The following is a 17,035-nucleotide window of genomic DNA, read 5'->3' on the forward strand; positions in this document are numbered from 1 at the left end:
GCACTATGCTCTCTTTTTTGTTTGTGTTTCTGTTTGGAAGATTTGCATTGAATCAATCCATCTATTTATTCGCTCTTGATAGCGTCGTACAAAGTATGTTTCCCTCGGCTGTATGTATAGAACTTCTGTTAAATACTGAGGGTACAAATAAGGCATCATAACCATCCCTTTAAATTGAATGACCGCGTAATCTATTGAATAATGATTGAAAGGTTGATTTTGCACACCTGCTTGAAAAACAGATTTCATAAAGAATGTTTCCCTCTTTAAATATGTGGCCATCATTTCGCGAATCAAAACAGAATCCAATGTCATTTCCCTATACACAAATCTTGTTAAAGCGACATGTTGCTGCTGAAAGGCAAGAATACGAGCACACATTTCTTTCAAACAAACAGCAGGAGTCAATTTCGGCATCTCATTTACAGCTTCCTCGAGCATTTGTAAATAAGGTTCATAAAATTGGAGAAGCAAGCTTTCTAACAAGCCTTTCTTACTACCAAAATAATACGAAATTAAGGCGGGGTTAACATCGGCTTTCTTAGCCACTTCCCTAACAGACGTCCCTTGAAACCCTTTTGTATTAAATAAAGAAATTGCCGCATCAATCACCTTTTGTTTCGTACTCATCCTCTACCTCTCCCTTCTGAATTATGCCTGTATACTTCATTTCTACCGCTCTAGATAAAGTCCTCCAAGTTTCGCTCGACATTAATAGTCTCAAAACGCAATATTTGATAGAATACAAGTAATTTCATTTAGAAAGAAGGGGAATCATCTTGTTCCAAGTCGAAGCCTATAACCAATCAAAAGACAAAAACTACGAATTACTCATAAAGCAATTACAAGCTTTACTTGATGGCGAAAAAAATGTCACCGCAAATTTAGCGAACGCGTCTGCCCTTTTAAACCAATTTCTTGATCGTGTAAACTGGGTCGGTTTTTACTTAATGGAAGAAAATGAACTTGTTCTCGGCCCATTTCAAGGGCTTCCTGCTTGCGTGCGTATTCCAACCGGAAAAGGTGTATGCGGAACATCAGTCGAAGAACAAAGAACTATGCGTGTAGCAGATGTACATGCTTTCCCAGGTCATATTGCTTGTGACGCAGCCTCTCGTTCAGAAATTGTCGTACCGATCATTCAAAACAATACTGTGTTCGGAGTTTTAGATATAGACAGTCCCGAAACTGACCGTTTTGATGAAATAGATGAAAAATATTTACAAGCATTTGTCGAAGAACTTTCCAAGCATCTATAAAGCGACAAAGAAGCTCACTACCGTTAAGCAGTGAGCTTCTTTATTTAGCGATCATCTTCATGAACAACTACTTGGTTCTTACCATTATGCTTTGCTTCATAGAGTGCTTCATCCGCACGATTAAATAAATACTTAACTGAATCCTCTCGATCCTTTGACCAATGAGAAATACCACAAGAGATTGTAATCTTCGGTTCAGTATGCTCACGTACACACTTCACTAAACGCTCTCCAACAAGTATTCCTTTATCAAGAGGTACTCGCGGTAAATATACAGCAAGCTCTTCGCCACCCCATCTAGATGCAATATCATCTGAGCGAGTATTTTTTGTAAGAATTTTAGCCACCTGGACAATGACGTTGTCCCCGACTTGGTGACCAAACGTATCATTTACAGATTTAAAGTTATCGATGTCAATCATAATAAACGTACCTTGCCCATCTTCGTTCATTGCTTTTTGGATATGGTCGTCAAGATAATTACGAGAATAAAGCCCTGTTAAATAATCTGTTACAACCATTTGCTCCAGCTTTTCACGAAGCATCGAATTGACAAACGCCAATGTCGAATGATGAACAAGTGATTCAAGTAACTTAAACTTTTCGAAAGTAAAGTGGTATGGACTACTGTGTAAAGCAATTACACCACCTTTAAGTTCACCACTTTGGATCATCGGCACGACAAGTAAAGAGCGGTATTCCAAGCAAGCAAATTGTTTATTTCCTTCAAGGTCACTTACAAACAAAGAATCCTTCGCTTTTTTTAATTTCTTAACAGCGGTTTGTAAAAGCTTCTGAGCTTCAGATGTTTGGAAGTAATCTGTACTCCCTTCAAGCAAATGTGCATCTGCCTTATTCGGAAACATAAAGAAACCAACTTCTTGTGCTCCGAAAGAGTCGATAATCTGTTCTTTCATAAATTGAACTGTATCAGACAAGCGCAAATTTGAATTTAAGCGATGTGATGTCTTATTAATCAACCTTAAATCATGGATTAGTTGCTTTGACTGCTGATAAAGCTGAGCGTTTTCAAGCGCATTCCCAGCCGTATTAGCTAAGAGCTCAACAAAATCAACCTCTTGTTTTGTAAACATAACTGCGTTAGGAGCCAAAACCTGTAAGACTCCATAAATCCCTTGCTTACCTTTGAGTGGGACATATAAAAGTGACTGATTGCTTTTTAACTTATCCTCAAATTGGACATTCCCTGTTAAATAAGCTTGAATAGCTGCTTGGCTTACAGTTTCACCGTTGTATTGGAGACCGCGCACTGGCAGCTCTTCAAATTCTTCTGTATCTTGAGACATCAACAAATAATGTTCAAATGAAGGATAGACCTTTTCAAGCGTTATGATAATTTCGCGTAAGACATCCTTCGTGTTCATCGAAGAATGGAATTTCGCTGTAACCCGATATAGTTGTTCATACCGGTCTTCATCATTCAAAAATGAATTATTTCGTTTCCAATGGTCAAATAGCTTTGCACATTCATCTGCTGCGGCTTCCAAAAAGCACCCTTTTTCCTCCAAATTTTCATGGCGGTCATAGAAAAAGAAAAGAATCCCTTTATAAATATCAGCATTTACTTTTCGAAATGGTACAGCTGCTATTTGATATTTATCACTAAGGAGAGGCTGTAGCATTGCCCCATTATACACGGCTGTATCGACGTTTTGTTGAATTAGCTTCAGCCAATCTTCCTTTTCAACACGTTGAATAATTTCTTCCGTTTCCTGAAATGTGCTGTCTTCTAAATAAAATTGTTCTTTCCATTTATTATAGGAGTACACACCAATGTGCTCAACAGAAAGAAAGTCTTTCAACTGCACAACAAACGCGTTCAAAAAGGCAGCTCGGTCTGTACCGTAATAGCCATTTGCAATTAAATCAAAAAACATGCTTTTGAGCTGTTCAATTTTCACCTGAGTTTCTTTTACTGGCCGCATCATTTTGTCAACCCCATTTAATCCACCTATTATAATACTTTTTAACGTACAAATTCTCTTTAATTTAGAGCCTACTAAATATTATAATCTACCTTCCTAGTATTTTCCTAACAAAAACGTCTACAAAATTTGTACATTTATTGACAATTTACACAAAAACTTTTTTTAATTAGTCATACATTTATCCTATATTAACTTATTTATCGGTATTTTCAGTTAAAATTGAAACATTTTCTTCAAAAATAACTAACCATGCCTTCGGTTTCTTATTTAATAACTGAACAGCCTGAGGTTTTTCCTCTAATTGAAACGTAATAACCTGCGCTTCACTTGCATTCAACTCAAGCTGATAGCCCTCAGCAACTTTATTAATTTTATAGGGTTCTTGCACAAAGGTAAGCTGCGGTTCACCGTTAAGCTGCTCTTCTTCTAGTTGTTTATCAAATGCATACCAGTCTTTTTTCATTTTCACATACACAGTCTCATTCGATATTTTCAAACTCTTTGGATCTGCCTTTAGTTCCTTTGCTTTCTTTGTTTGAAACTGAAAGTGATTGCCAGGCTGCACTTCGTATAGCAGCAAACCTGGTTTCTGCTTCACATGCTTTGTCATTACTACTAAAGGTGGCTGCTCTGCTGTTCCAACCTGCACAACCCCTGCACCATAAAAGAATTCTTCTTTCTTACTATTCGAATAATAATTAGCTTGCCACATAAATGCTCCTGCAACTGCAGCAAAACAAATAAGAATAAACACCTGCCGTAACTTTCGCTGCTTTACGGTTTCTTCATTATATTCCTTCATTTTGTATCACTACTTTCTCGTTCCACATAGGTACACTCATCATAGACATAGGAGGAATTCTTCTCAACCCTTGACTTCTTAAGAGAAAACAACTAAAATGAAATTTGTGTGTAAAATAAGGCAGCTTAGGTGGTTTCTCTGATGTTTTCATTTTGTTCCTCTCCTTAGAGGTGTATCGCGTAACTCTTTGCTGCTGGAGCGAAGGTACATGAAAACAAAATGAGCATGAGTTGGAAGTTCCACACCTGTTGTTATTTTATACGAATATATAAAATAGAGGAGGAACGAGAATGTCTCGTTTTACAGGATCAGTTTGGAAAAAGTCTCGTCGTCTTGGTATTTCACTAAGCGGTACAGGTAAAGAATTAGAAAAGCGCCCTTATGCGCCAGGTCAACACGGCCCTAACCAGCGCCGCAAAATCTCTGAGTATGGTACTCAACTTCAAGAGAAGCAAAAGCTACGCTTCATGTACGGCTTGAATGAGCGCCAATTCCGTAACACTTTTGATACAGCTGGTAAAATGAAAGGTATCCATGGTGAGAACTTCATGATTCTTCTTGAATCTCGCTTGGACAACCTAGTTTATCGTCTAGGTCTTGCTCGCACTCGTCGTCAAGCTCGTCAGCTTGTAAACCATGGTCATATCACTGTGGATGGCGGCCGCGTAGATATCCCATCTTACCGCGTAAAGCCTGGCCAAACAATCGGCGTTCGCGAAAAATCTCGCAACCTTGATATCATCAAGGAAGCAATCGAAGTAAACACATTCGTACCAGAATATGTATCATTTGATGCTGAAAAAATGGAAGGTACGTACACTCGTTTACCTGAACGCTCTGAATTACCTGCAGAAATTAACGAACCACTTATCGTTGAATTCTACTCTCGTTAAGTTTCTTGAAGAAGAGCTTGGACTTGGTCCAGGCTCTTTTCTTATGCAAAAAAAATGCGCCTGACATATAATATGTCGGCGCATTTTTTAATTATCTTCTAGTGCATAATATTTCTAAGCGGCCCGACTCCGGTTTTCTATTGGCCAGCTGCGGCGGCTAGGGGCTCGAGGTCATAAGTCAGTCTGCTATGGGGACAAAAAGCCATCCCCTCCGCATTCTGCCTTATGCTTGTCGCCCCTTAACAAGCCACCTTCGCTTTTCTTATTGTCCAGCTCGGTGGGCAGAAATTTGTGTCACTTCACCTTCCCACTCCGAGGCAAAAAGCGCCTCTATGCGTGAAGGCTCCAGTGAACAATATTTCTAAGCGGCCCGCCTCCGCTTCTTATTTATAAGTAATAAGGAAGTATTTTTTTCTTGCCGCGGCGGATGACTGTGAATTTGCCTTCGATGCGGTCGTCTGCTGTTAGGATTCGGTCTAGTTCTTGGGAGCGTTCGCCATTGATGTAGATGGCACCGTTTTTGATATCTTCACGGCCTTGGCGTTTTGATGGTGAGATCTTTGCATCAACAAGCAGCTCAAGTAAACTCATTTCTTCTTCTGTACATTCGTATGAAGGTACATCTTTAAAGCCTTCTTCTACTTCAGAAGCTGTTAATTGTTTAATGTCACCACTGAATAATGCTTGTGAAATACGTACAGCTTGTTCATATTGTGCTGAGCCATGTACAAGTGTTGTCATTTCTTTTGCTAGTGCTTTTTGTGCCTCACGCTTTTCAGGGGCTGTTTCGACTTCTTTTGTAAGACGATCGATTTCTTCGTGTGATAAGAACGTAAAATATTTCAGGAATTTCACTACATCTCGGTCATCTGTATTAATCCAGAATTGGTAAAATTCATATGATGTTGTTTTTTCTGGGTCAAGCCAAATTGCACCGCCTTCTGTTTTACCGAATTTAGAACCGTCACTTTTCGTGACAAGCGGTACTGTTAGACCGTATGCTTTCGCTTCTTCACCATTTGTCTTGCGGATCAATTCAAGACCAGCTGTAATATTTCCCCATTGGTCACTACCGCCGACTTGAAGTGTACAACCTTTTTTCTCGTACAATTTCATAAAATCAAATGATTGTAGGATCATATAACTGAACTCAGTAAATGAAATACCAGATTCAATTCGAGATTTTACAGAGTCTTTCGCCATCATGTAATTAATACCAAAGTTCTTCCCAACATCACGCAGGAATTCAATAACTGTTAAGTCGCCAATCCACTCAAAGTTATTTGCAACTTCTGCAGCATTGTCACCTTCCTCAAAGTCTAAAAAGCGTGACAATTGACCTTTTATCTTATCGCTCCAAAGTTGAACGATATCTTCGGAATTTAATGTTCGTTCAGCTTTTTTACCACTTGGATCACCAATTAAACCTGTTCCTCCACCCACAAGAGCAATTGGCTGGTGACCAGCATCTTGAAAACGACGAAGCATTAAGACTGGCAGTAAATGACCAATATGCAGGCTATCTGCTGTCGGGTCAAACCCACAGTACAAAGTCGTTTTATTTTCACTTAAGTGCTTACGCAGACCTTCCATATCAGTTGCTTGATTGATTAGTCCACGGTATTCCAAGTCTTTTAATAATTCCATCATTTTCTCTCCTTTTTCTGTAAAAAATAAAAAAAGCCCTTCAAGAAGGGACGGGAATTTTCCCGCGGTACCACCCTTTTTGAAGAACTATCTCTTCCGCTTTCAATCAGATAACGGCCTGATAACCGTCTTTTGCTAGTCGTTCAGTTTCACAAAAGAAGCTCAAGGATGTATTTCACGTCTGTCTTTGCGCTGATTCACACCACCCACCAGCTCTCTGAGAAACAGGGAGACAAACATTACTAGGTTCCTGTCTTAGCTTATCACGATTCATTCTTTTTCTTGCATATGTATTTATTTATCACAAATCGTAACCTTTCGTCAACTTCAAATAAATAGATTGGTGCAAAATATGTCAAACAAATGGGTATTATGCTATAATAATGGCGGAAATTTAGGGGGATTGATGCAATGGAGTTCAATAAGCGTAAGATGCAAAAAAGCATGCGTATCACATATAAAGTGTTGTGGAACCTTATTCTCGTTTCATTTATTGTTATTCTTGTCGGTATGAGCTTTGCCGGAGGTGTCGGGGCTGGATACTTTGCCTCACTTGTCAAAGACGAACCGGTACGCAGCCAAGACGACATGAAAAAAGAAATTTACAATTATGCAGAAACAACGGATCTATACTTTGCGGATAATGTGTACCTCGGAAAGCTTCGCTCTGATCTTGAGCGTGAGGAAATTAAGCTTGAAGACGTATCAGACTATGTAAAACAAGCTGTCATTGCTACAGAAGATGAATATTTTTACGAGCATAATGGAATTGTTCCAAAAGCAATTCTACGAGCACTCTATCAAGAATTCACAAATTCAGCAATTCAAACAGGCGGAAGTACCCTCACACAGCAACTTATCAAAAATCAAATTCTCACAAATGAAGTCTCTTTCGAACGAAAAGCGAAAGAAATGGTCCTTGCCCTAAGGCTTGAGCGTTATTTCAAAAAAAAATGAAATCCTCGAAGCTTATTTAAATGTTGTACCTTTCGGACGTAATTCATCTGGTCGCAATATTGCTGGTGTACAAGCAGCAGCGCAAGGAATATTTGACGTAGATGCGAAAGACTTAAATTTAGCTCAAGCAGCTTATATAGCTGGACTTCCACAAAGTCCTTTCGGTTATACCCCATTCACTAATAGCGGAGAAGTAAAAGAAGATATTACTCCTGGCATAAATAGAATGGAAAAAGTACTAAAGCGAATGAAAGACGTTGGTTTTATTAATACAGATGAATATAACAAAGCTGTTTCATATGATATTCGCGCAAATCTTACGTCACCAAAACCAAATCCACTTCAAGAATACCCTTGGTTAACATTTGAAATCGAGCGCCGTGCTTCAAATATTTTAACATACCAATTAGCAAATGAAGATGGCTACACAAATGATGACTTAGCAAAAAATGAAGAGCTCTTTAACGAATATGCGATTATGGCTAGTCGTAATCTGCGAAAAAATGGCTACAAAATTCATACAACCATCGATAAAGAAATGTACGATAAAATGCAAGAGATAAAAAATAATTACCCTTATTACGGCTATGATAAACCTGAAACAGGTACCGACCCAGATACAGGGGAAAAAATACGTGTGATGGAACCAGTCGAAGTTGGCGGTATTCTAATTGAAAATAAAACTGGAAGAATTCTCAGCTTTGTTGGTGGACGAGACCATGACAGAGAACAATTGAACCACGCTACGTTAGCTAAACGTTCAAATGGCTCCACTATGAAGCCGCTGCTTGTCTATGCACCCGCAATGGAACTTGGTGCAATACAGCCCGGGTCAATTATTCCTGATGTACCAGTTGAAATTCCAGCAGGAAGCAGTGTTTGGAAGCCCGAAAACTACGGCGGTGGTGTACATGGTTTTACATCTGCAAGACGAGCACTTGCCAGATCTTATAATATACCTGCAGCTCGAATCTATGCAGACATCGCTAATCAAAACCCTGCCTCTTATTTGAAACGAATGGGGATTACAACTCTTACAAAGAGCGACCCGAATCATTTGGCACTATCTATCGGTGGCTTAGAGCGGGGAGTTACAGTTGAAGAGAATACAAATGCTTATGTGACCTTTGCGAACGGTGGAAAATTTGTTGATGCTTATATGATTGACAAGATTACGGATGATAACGATGAAGTAATTTATCAGCATAAGACAAAGGAAGTAAATGTCTTCTCATCACAAACAGCATATTTAACAATTGATATGATGCGCGATGTCATTCATGGCGGCACTGCATCAGCCTTACCTTCACGTATGAAATTCAGTGCAGATTGGGCAGGAAAAACAGGAACATCTCAAAATTATAAAGACGCTTGGTTTGTAGCCACAAACCCAAATGTAACGTTCGGTCTGTGGATGGGCTATGATACACCAAAGCCACTTGACCGCTATTATAAAGGATATTCATACTCTCAGCGGAACTTAAAGCTGTGGGCGGACTTAATGAACAGCGCCTATGATATTCGTCCAGAATTAATTGCACCAAACGAGCGTTTTAAACGTCCATCAGGGATTATAAGCCGTTCTTATTGCGCAGTATCTGGCATGTTACCAAGTGATTTGTGTACACAAGCAGGTCTGACAAGAAGTGATTTATTTAACAGCAAATACGTCCCGACACAGCCAGATAATAACTTAGAAGTCGGAAAATACATTACGGTGAACGGAAAACACTACCGCGTTCCGAGCAGCGCTCCAAGTGCATTCGTTCAAGAAGGCATCATGTTGAAAGAGAGCTTTCTTAAGTCTGGCGGCTATTCAAAGCTTAATAACTTGAACCAACTGATTCCAAATGGTTCATCTTGGGAAAACTTAATTGTTCCAGAAAAATCTTCTCGTGGAGATAACGGCAAAGCACCATCAGCTGTGCGTGGATTAAAGCTTACTGGCAATACCTTAAGTTGGCCAGCACATTCAGAAGGAGATGTCGTTGGTTACCGTGTCTATCAAGCAGCTTCACCACTGGATAATTTTAATCTGATTGCAAGTACATCATCATCTTCTTACCAAGTACCAAACCCAAGCGCTGTCTATTACGTAACAGCAATTGATTTAACAAATATAGAATCAGCACCATCTAACACAGTTCAAGGTGCAAATTTGACAGAAGACGTACCAATTGAAAGCGAGCCAATAGAAGAAGATGTGAATGATGATAGCACTGAATTAAATATTCCACTCCCTCCAGAAGACGAAACAGAATAAAAAGTAAGAAGAGCACTCCTCTAAAGTTAGGAGTGCTCTTCTTGTTTAAAGCTTAGTCTTCCATTGTTGATAAATCACCAGTCGGTAAGTCAAGCTCCCAAGCTTTCAGGACGCGACGCATAATTTTCCCGCTTCGTGTCTTAGGAAGCTTATCACGGAATTCAATTTCACGTGGTGCAGCATGTGCAGCTAATCCTTTTTTCACGAATTGACGAATGTCTTCTTTCAATTCATCTGTAGCTGTTTCGCCATCACGCAGCGCCACAAACGCTTTAATAATTTCGCCACGTACAGGGTCTGGCTTACCGATAACACCTGCTTCAGCAACAGCAGGATGCTCTACAAGCTTACTTTCAACTTCAAATGGTCCGACACGCTCACCAGACGTCATAATTACGTCATCGATACGGCCTTGGAACCAGAAGTAGCCATCCTCGTCCATGTAAGCAGAGTCACCTGATACATACCAGCCACCAGGCATAAAGTAAGATTCAAACTTTTCAGGGCGATTCCAAATTGCACGCATCATTGATGGCCAACCTTTTTGAATAGCAAGGTTCCCCATGCGATTTGGTGGAAGCTCATTGCCTTGGTCATCCACAATTGCAGCTTTCACACCTGGAATTGGTTTACCCATAGAACCTGGTTTCACTTCCATGCATGGATAGTTACAAATAAGCTGTGCACCTGTTTCAGTCATCCACCATGTATCATGAATACGCAGGTTAAAGACTTTCATCCCCCAGCGAACAACTTCAGGGTTAAGCGGCTCACCAACACTTAAAATATGTCGCAGGTTAGATAAGTCAAAACGTTTTACAAGCTCGTCCCCTGCCCCCATTAACATACGGAATGCAGTAGGCGCACTATACCATACGGTTACACCGTAATCTTCTAATGTTTGATACCATGCTTCAGGCTTAAAGCGTCCGCCAACGATGACATTTGAGACACCGCTCAGCCACGGGCCAAAAATACCGTAGGATGTGCCTGTTACCCAGCCTGGGTCAGCTGTACACCAATAAATATCGTCCTCTTTAAGGTCAAGAACCCATTTAGCTGTTTGATAATGCTGAACCATTGCATTATGCACATGCAGAACACCCTTTGGCTTGCCTGTAGAACCGGATGTATAGTGAAGGATAAGTCCATCTTCACGGTCTACCCACTCAATGTCTAAATATTTACTTGCTCCTTCAAAATGTGCATTAAAATCAATATAAGGACCTTCTTCTTTCACATCGTCTCCCACTAGGACAACATGCTTCAAGTGTGGAAGTTCATCAACAGGTACGCGCTCCAGTAATTCAGGAGTTGTAACGATGACCTTTGCTTCACTGTCTTCTAGGCGGTCACGAACCGCACCTTCCATAAACGCTTCAAATAATGGACCTACAATTGCTCCAAGCTTAATTGCACCAAGAACTGTGAAATACAACTCTGGAGAACGAGGCATAAAAATAAATACACGATCTCCTTTTTCTACATCTGCCATTTGTTTTAGAACATTACCTGCTTTGTTCGACATTTCCTTCATTTCTTGGAACGTATACTTCTCGTTACGATTCGGGTCCCGATAAAAAAGGGCTACCTTATTTTTCTTTCCATTCTCTGTGTGACGATCAATTGCCTCATACGCCATGTTCACTCGGCCAGTTGTGTACCAAGAGAACTCTTTCTCTGTCTCTTCCCAATTAAAAGTTTCGTAGGTTTCTTGATAGTCCTTCATGTTGTAATCCCCTTTTACCGCAGAAAGCGCTTCCACTTTCATTAATGTGTCCCCCTTTATGTAAAGTTCTAAAGTCATTATAATATAAAATCTATTATTTCTCAATTTTTAAATAATTATATCTTTTATAATCTATTCAAAAAGTTTTGCTCACAGTCCTTTTGAATTATGTATAATATAGGCAGTACACCAATAAAATTCAGTTGAACACGTTGTTAGGAGTGAACCAATGAAACACAAAAAAACTTACAACGCCAAGGAACTAAAAACAAAAGAAGGTACAATAGTCATCGAAGGTCCTATCCCACCACATACGTTGAAAACATATGACTTTCATGAGGATCTGACTTCCTTCCGTAGACCTAAAGAGCAATTTAAAGCATTAATTGAAATTGCTAGTTTAGAAGAAGGTCGTATATTAATTGTGAGAGAAGGAAATATGATTGTCGGGTATGTGACTTATTTACACCCAGACCCTTTAGAGCGTTGGTCAGAAGGCAACATGAAGAACTTAATCGAGCTTGGGGCGATTGAGGTCATTCCGAAATATCGTGGCTCAGGCGTAGGTAAAAACCTATTACAAGTTTCAATGATGGATGATGCAATGGAAGACTATATTGTTATTACAACTGAATACTATTGGCATTGGGACTTAAAAGGTACAGGGTTAAATGTATGGGAATATCGAAAAGTGATGGAAAAAATGATGAATGCTGGTGGCCTCACATACTACGCAACAGACGACCCTGAGATTAGCTCACACCCGGCCAATTGCTTAATGGCACGAATCGGAAGCCGTGTTGACCAAGATTCTGTGCAGCAGTTTGACCAACTTCGTTTTATGAATCGCTTTATGTATTAATTTCAGTAGAATGAAAGCGTTTTTAAGATAGACGTATATTTGTAGTTACTAAGGAGGAGTCTAAATGATTGTTGAAGAGATCATGAGCAAGGATATTGTTACTTTATTACCAGATGACACAATTGAAAAAGCTTGTGAAATAATCCACTCCAACTCTGTTCGCCATATTCCGATTGTCGACACTGACTACCACGTGCTAGGCATTGTATCTGACCGTGATATTCGAGATGTCAGTCCATCTATCTTCCATTCTGAAGAACATATGGAAGATTTGAAAAAACCAATCGCAAGTATCATGACAGAAGATGTAATCACAGGTCATCCACTTGATTTCGTCGAGGACATTTGTTCTATTTTTTATGAACATCATATTGGGTGTCTTCCGATTGTATCAGAAGGAAAATTAGTTGGTATTGTCACAGAAACAGACATGCTACACACACTTGTTGAATTAACAGGTGCCGACCAACCGAGCTCATTGCTTGAAATTAAAGTGAAAAACCGTGCAGGTGTGCTGACAGATGTGGCCTCTGTCTTCCGTAAAAATAAAATCAATATTATTAGCGTACTCGTCTACCCAGACAAATCTGATAACTATAAGATTCTCGTTTTCCGGGTTCAAACGATGAACCCAACACATGTAATTGAGGATCTCAAAAATGAAGGCTACCATGTACTGTGGCCAAACCTTCCAGGTGTTTCATCATGAAAAAAAATGCAATCTATATCATGTCTGACGAGTACCAAAACTATAAATTCAGCAATGACCACCCTTTCAACCAAGTGCGGGTCAAGCTTACGACAAGCCTGCTAAAAGAAATCGATAAAATCGATGATTCAGATATTATTCCCCCAAGGCAAGCAACAGATGAGGAGCTAGCACTTGTGCATGATCCTCATTATGTTGCTGCAGTAAGGAAAGCTGGGCAAGGTGATTTAGCTGAAGATATTGCATTAAATTATGGAATCGGAACAGAGGATACACCTATTTTTGAAGGCATGCATGAGGCAAGCGCAACGATTGTTGGTGGTACATTAACAGCTGCTGATTATGTAATGGAAGGAAAAGCAGACCATGCTCTTAACCTTGGCGGCGGTCTGCATCATGGCTTTCAAGGAAAAGCCTCTGGGTTTTGCATTTATAATGACGCTTCCGTTGCAATTAAGTATATTCAAGAAAAGTACGGGGCGCGCGTGCTTTATATTGATACGGATGCTCACCATGGCGATGGGGTTCAATGGTCTTTCTACGATGATCCAACCGTCTGTACCTACTCCATCCATGAAACCGGACGCTATCTATTTCCTGGAACGGGAAATGTGAATGAACGCGGTCACGGAAAAGGATATGGCTATTCATTTAATATTCCGCTCGACGCGTTCACAGAAGACGAATCATGGGTCGAAGCCTATGAAACTTCAATCCGAGAAATTACAGAATTCTTTCGGCCGGATGTGATTTTGACCCAAAACGGAGCCGATGCTCATTATTTCGACCCGCTTACACATTTATCATCAACAATTGATATCTATCGACACATCCCAAGGATTGCTCATGAGTTGGCTCACGAGTACTGTAATGGACGCTGGATTGCTGTAGGAGGCGGTGGTTACGACATTTGGCGCGTAGTCCCGCGGGCATGGGCAATGATTTGGCTTGAAATGACAGAATGTTTAGAATCAGCAAAAGGGAAGCTTCCTGAAGCATGGCTAAATCAGTGGCAGTCCCTATCACCCGTGGACCTCCCATTAACGTGGGAAGACCCGGAAAATTTATATAAGCCAATTCCACGTAAACCTGAGATAAACGAAAAAAATATTCAAACCGTCGATAAATTGTTACAGCCAATTCGACGTAGACGAGCTTCTAAAATTAGTCATTAAATTAAAAAAGTCAAGCGCACTCTCTTGCGGCGCTTGACTTTTTATTGTTGATTTGGAAGCTGTTGATCTGTTTCATTATAAGCAGGGTCAGAGATCACAATTTCAACACGACGATTCTTTTTCCAATTGTCTGGTGAAGAATTAGGTACCACTGGTCGAGTTTCACCATATCCAACAGATGTAAACCGCTTCCCATCTAATTCATGATTGCTCACTAAATAACGGATAACACTGCTGGCACGAGCTCCAGAAAGCTCCCAGTTGGATGGAAAGCGAAAAGTCGATATTGGCCGATTATCTGTGTGTCCTTCTACCTTAACAGGGTTCGGTACCTTCTCAAGTAATGTCCCTACTTTGTCCAAAAATGGCTTTGCTGTATCTAGTAACGCAGCATCACCTGTGTTAAACAACACTCTTTCCTGCAGCACTAGAACAACCCCACGTTCAGAGCGGTTTGCTGTTACCACTTCAGTCATTCCATTTTGTTCAAGGAAGGCTTCTACTTCATTTAGAAGCTGACCTAAATCATCTTGTTCACCTTCACCTTTTTTCGGATCTTCAGTAGTGGCAGATGCGTCATCCTCTTTTGTTTTATCAGAAGGGTCAATCATCGGAACAACTGATGGGTAGAAATCGAAAATAACACGATCATTAAATGATTCCGCAACAGCTCGAAACTTTTGGGCATCAATTTGGGACATCGAGAAGAGTAAGATGAAGAATACTAAGATTAACGTCATCATGTCAGAGAAGGTAACCATCCATTTCGGAGCGCCCTTTTCTTGGTCCTCCCGCCTATTACGCCTCATTTGCAGCTTCTCCCATCATCTCATTCTCTTCTTCTTCTAGGTTTCGGTCTTTTGCAGGAAGGAAAGCACTTAATTTTTCTTCAAGGATTTTTGGGTTTTGTCCAGATTGAACACCGATAACCCCTTCAATAATAATTTGTTTCATGAACACTTCTTGCTCTGATTTATTAGAGAGCTTTCCTGCCATTGGGATAAAAACAAGGTTTGCTAATAAAGAGCCGTACAAAGTCGTTAGTAGTGCTACTGCCATATTAGGTCCAAGTGTAGCAGGATCGCTAAGGTTCTTAAGCATCAAAATAAGTCCAATAAGCGTACCAAGCATCCCCCAAGCTGGTGCATACTCCCCAGCTTTCTCAAGAATGCCTCTGCCTTTGCGGTGACGCTCCTCCATGGCTGCAATTTCAGCATTCATAATGTCACTGATTACATCAGGCTCGATCCCATCTACCGCTAGTAGAATCCCTTTCTTAATAAAGGGGTCCTGCACATCCACCATTTCTGTTTCAAGAGCAAGTAAACCTTCACGGCGTGCCTTATCAGAAAGGTGAACAAAGATTTGAATGAGGCTCTTCACATCTTGTTGTTCCTGATTGAAAGCTTCTTTAACAACCTTAAAAGTCATCTTAAGCTCATTGATGTTATAGTTGATTAATAAACCGCCAACAAGACCTCCAAAAACGATAACAATGGAGGCTACTTGAATGAAGCTTAAAATTCCACCTACACCGCCATTTGAGAAAATCCCGAAAAACATCATAAGTAAACCGACGACAATACCAACCGGGGTCATAGCGTCAAACTTTTTCATATACCTCTCCCTAACATCATTCTCTAATTTTTCATTTTCTCTCTATTATTATCGGAAACCTTATGATTTTGTTGAATCACGGAATTCAATGCGATGAGGCAGCTCAACAATATGATCGTCTACTTTTTCTTTGTTCATATATTTTGTAAGCAAACGCATTGCCACAGCACCGATATCATACATCGGCTGCACGACAGTCGAAAGCTGTGGTCGAACCATGACAGCTAGGCGTGTATTGTCGAATCCAATTACTTCAAGTTCATTTGGGATGCTTACACCACGGTCTTGAGCGCCATGAATAACACCAAGAGCCATCTCATCTGTCGCTACAAAAATAGCTGTAGGTGGTTCAGGAAGCTCTAGAAATGTTTCACTAGCCTCTAGTCCTGCATCATACGTATAATCAGCGTGATAAATATATTCTTCATCATAGCTGATTCCTGCTTCTTGAAGAGCGCGTTTATACCCTGCAAATTTTCTTTGCGCGGTCAATGCACCATCTAATGGTCCAGTTACATAGCCAATACGTTTATGTCCTTTTTCGATTAAATTCATCATCGCATTATATGCAGCTTCTTCATAATCGATATTGACGGACGGAACTTCATTATTTTCTTCCATTGTCGCTGCAAGCACAATCGGCACAGGGGATTTCTTAAATTCCTCAACATGTTCTTCCGTAATCTTTCCACCCATGAAGACAATACCATCAACTTGCTTTCCTAGCATTGTATTTAGAAGGTGAAGTTCTTTTTCTTTGTTTTGGTCAGAATTACTTAAGATAATATTGTATTTGTACATTGTCGCAATATCTTCAATGCCACGTGCAAGCTCTGCAAAGAAAATACTCGAAATATCAGGAATGATTACACCTACTGTCGTCGTCTTCTTGCTTGCAAGCCCTCTAGCTACAGCATTCGGACGATATCCTAAACGCTCAATTGCTTCAAGTACCTTTTTCCTTGTTGAAGGTTTCACATTCGGGTTTCCATTTACTACACGCGAAACCGTTGCCATTGAAACGTTCGCTTCTCTTGCCACATCGTAAATTGTAATATTCATTGCTATATTCCTCCTCAACTCGTTTTCAGATAATATTTTTTATATTAAAAACGCTCTCTTACTTCCTAAAGTTATGTACTGTAATGATACGATACATTTGTCAAGCCCGCA

General features: G+C 40.1%; 13 protein-coding genes, 1 pseudogene and 1 other annotated feature. Of the genes and pseudogenes, 6 read left to right on the top strand and 8 right to left on the bottom strand.

The annotated features are described in order from the left end of the window. Positions 1-3: 3 nt before the first annotated feature. The gene (refZ, locus tag LC040_13240) at positions 4-630 is read right to left on the bottom strand and encodes a forespore capture DNA-binding protein RefZ (GenBank protein WLR50233.1); all 627 of its coding nucleotides are present in this window, start codon (positions 628-630) and stop codon (positions 4-6) included. 149 nt (positions 631-779) lie between these two features. On the opposite strand from refZ, the gene LC040_13245 reads away from it, so the two are divergent. Beyond that, positions 780-1,259 carry a GAF domain-containing protein gene (locus LC040_13245; GenBank protein WLR50234.1) on the top strand — a complete coding sequence of 160 codons (480 nt, stop codon included), beginning with the start codon at positions 780-782 and terminating at the stop codon, positions 1,257-1,259. 44 nt (positions 1,260-1,303) lie between these two features. Here the strand turns inward: LC040_13245 and LC040_13250 are convergent, their stop codons facing one another. Continuing rightward, positions 1,304-3,208, bottom strand: a complete 1,905-nt coding sequence (locus tag LC040_13250; GenBank protein ID WLR50235.1) for a diguanylate cyclase — start codon at positions 3,206-3,208, stop codon at positions 1,304-1,306. 193 nt (positions 3,209-3,401) lie between these two features. Beyond that, complete coding sequence (locus LC040_13255; GenBank protein ID WLR50236.1) at positions 3,402-4,010, bottom strand: hypothetical protein; 609 nt, start codon at positions 4,008-4,010, stop codon at positions 3,402-3,404. A gap of 290 nt (positions 4,011-4,300) precedes the next feature. Between LC040_13255 and rpsD the strand changes: the two genes are divergently transcribed. Beyond that, complete coding sequence (gene rpsD / locus LC040_13260) at positions 4,301-4,903, top strand: 30S ribosomal protein S4 (protein WLR50237.1); 603 nt, start codon at positions 4,301-4,303, stop codon at positions 4,901-4,903. A gap of 387 nt (positions 4,904-5,290) precedes the next feature. On the opposite strand, the gene tyrS is transcribed toward rpsD, so the two are convergent. Next, on the bottom strand, positions 5,291-6,550 hold the full coding sequence (tyrS, locus tag LC040_13265; GenBank protein WLR53291.1) for a tyrosine--tRNA ligase: 1,260 nt from the start codon (positions 6,548-6,550) through the stop codon (positions 5,291-5,293). 43 nt (positions 6,551-6,593) lie between these two features. Beyond that, positions 6,594-6,816 (bottom strand) — a binding site (T-box leader). Positions 6,817-6,961: 145 nt separating this feature from the next. On the opposite strand from tyrS, the pseudogene LC040_13270 reads away from it, so the two are divergent. Next, positions 6,962-9,770 (top strand): annotated as a pseudogene (locus tag LC040_13270) (transglycosylase domain-containing protein). Positions 9,771-9,822: 52 nt separating this feature from the next. Here LC040_13270 and acsA read toward each other — a convergent pair. Further along, entirely contained in the window at positions 9,823-11,541 is a 1,719-nt protein-coding gene (gene acsA, locus LC040_13275) for an acetate--CoA ligase (protein ID WLR50238.1), read from the bottom strand. Positions 11,542-11,728: 187 nt separating this feature from the next. On the opposite strand from acsA, the gene LC040_13280 reads away from it, so the two are divergent. The 3 genes from LC040_13280 to LC040_13290 all read left to right on the top strand — a co-directional run bounded on the left by LC040_13280 (position 11,729) and on the right by LC040_13290 (position 14,245). Further along, positions 11,729-12,361 carry a GNAT family N-acetyltransferase gene (locus LC040_13280; protein WLR50239.1) on the top strand — a complete coding sequence of 211 codons (633 nt, stop codon included), beginning with the start codon at positions 11,729-11,731 and terminating at the stop codon, positions 12,359-12,361. Between the two features lie 64 nt (positions 12,362-12,425). Continuing rightward, the gene (locus tag LC040_13285; GenBank protein WLR50240.1) at positions 12,426-13,070 is read left to right on the top strand and encodes an acetoin utilization AcuB family protein; all 645 of its coding nucleotides are present in this window, start codon (positions 12,426-12,428) and stop codon (positions 13,068-13,070) included. Further along, positions 13,067-14,245 (top strand): acetoin utilization protein AcuC, encoded by a 1,179-nt coding sequence (locus LC040_13290; GenBank protein ID WLR50241.1) that lies wholly within the window; start codon positions 13,067-13,069, stop codon positions 14,243-14,245. Before LC040_13285 ends, LC040_13290 begins: the two co-directional genes overlap by 4 nt. 41 nt (positions 14,246-14,286) lie before the next feature. Here the strand turns inward: LC040_13290 and motS are convergent, their stop codons facing one another. Genes motS through ccpA form a run of 3 tightly spaced genes read right to left on the bottom strand, consistent with a single transcriptional unit; the run spans position 14,287 to position 16,924 of the window. Further along, positions 14,287-15,054 (bottom strand): flagellar motor protein MotS, encoded by a 768-nt coding sequence (motS, locus tag LC040_13295; protein ID WLR50242.1) that lies wholly within the window; start codon positions 15,052-15,054, stop codon positions 14,287-14,289. Further along, positions 15,044-15,862, bottom strand: coding sequence for a flagellar motor protein MotP (gene motP, locus LC040_13300; GenBank protein ID WLR50243.1), 819 nt, complete (start codon positions 15,860-15,862; stop codon positions 15,044-15,046). Before motP ends, motS begins: the two co-directional genes overlap by 11 nt. Positions 15,863-15,922: 60 nt before the next feature. After that, positions 15,923-16,924, bottom strand: a complete 1,002-nt coding sequence (ccpA, locus tag LC040_13305; GenBank protein ID WLR50244.1) for a catabolite control protein A — start codon at positions 16,922-16,924, stop codon at positions 15,923-15,925. Between the last annotated feature and the right edge of the window lie 111 nt (positions 16,925-17,035).

The sequence above is a fragment of the Bacillus tianshenii genome (assembly GCA_020524525.2).
In the GTDB taxonomy this organism is placed as follows: Bacteria; Bacillota; Bacilli; order Bacillales; family Bacillaceae_N; genus Bacillus_AV.

Bases quoted from the DNA above. Each gene is read 5' to 3' on its own strand.
- refZ (WLR50233.1), bottom strand. From the start codon at position 630: ATGAGTACGAAACAAAAGGTGATTGATGCGGCAATTTCTTTATTTAAT.
- LC040_13250 (WLR50235.1), bottom strand. From the start codon at position 3,208: ATGATGCGGCCAGTAAAAGAAACTCAGGTGAAAATTGAACAGCTCAAA.
- LC040_13255 (WLR50236.1), bottom strand. From the start codon at position 4,010: ATGAAGGAATATAATGAAGAAACCGTAAAGCAGCGAAAGTTACGGCAG.
- rpsD (WLR50237.1), top strand. From the start codon at position 4,301: ATGTCTCGTTTTACAGGATCAGTTTGGAAAAAGTCTCGTCGTCTTGGT.
- tyrS (WLR53291.1), bottom strand. From the start codon at position 6,550: ATGGAATTATTAAAAGACTTGGAATACCGTGGACTAATCAATCAAGCA.
- acsA (WLR50238.1), bottom strand. From the start codon at position 11,541: ATGAAAGTGGAAGCGCTTTCTGCGGTAAAAGGGGATTACAACATGAAG.
- LC040_13280 (WLR50239.1), top strand. From the start codon at position 11,729: ATGAAACACAAAAAAACTTACAACGCCAAGGAACTAAAAACAAAAGAA.
- LC040_13285 (WLR50240.1), top strand. From the start codon at position 12,426: ATGATTGTTGAAGAGATCATGAGCAAGGATATTGTTACTTTATTACCA.
- LC040_13290 (WLR50241.1), top strand. From the start codon at position 13,067: ATGAAAAAAAATGCAATCTATATCATGTCTGACGAGTACCAAAACTAT.
- motS (WLR50242.1), bottom strand. From the start codon at position 15,054: ATGAGGCGTAATAGGCGGGAGGACCAAGAAAAGGGCGCTCCGAAATGG.
- motP (WLR50243.1), bottom strand. From the start codon at position 15,862: ATGAAAAAGTTTGACGCTATGACCCCGGTTGGTATTGTCGTCGGTTTA.
- ccpA (WLR50244.1), bottom strand. From the start codon at position 16,924: ATGAATATTACAATTTACGATGTGGCAAGAGAAGCGAACGTTTCAATG.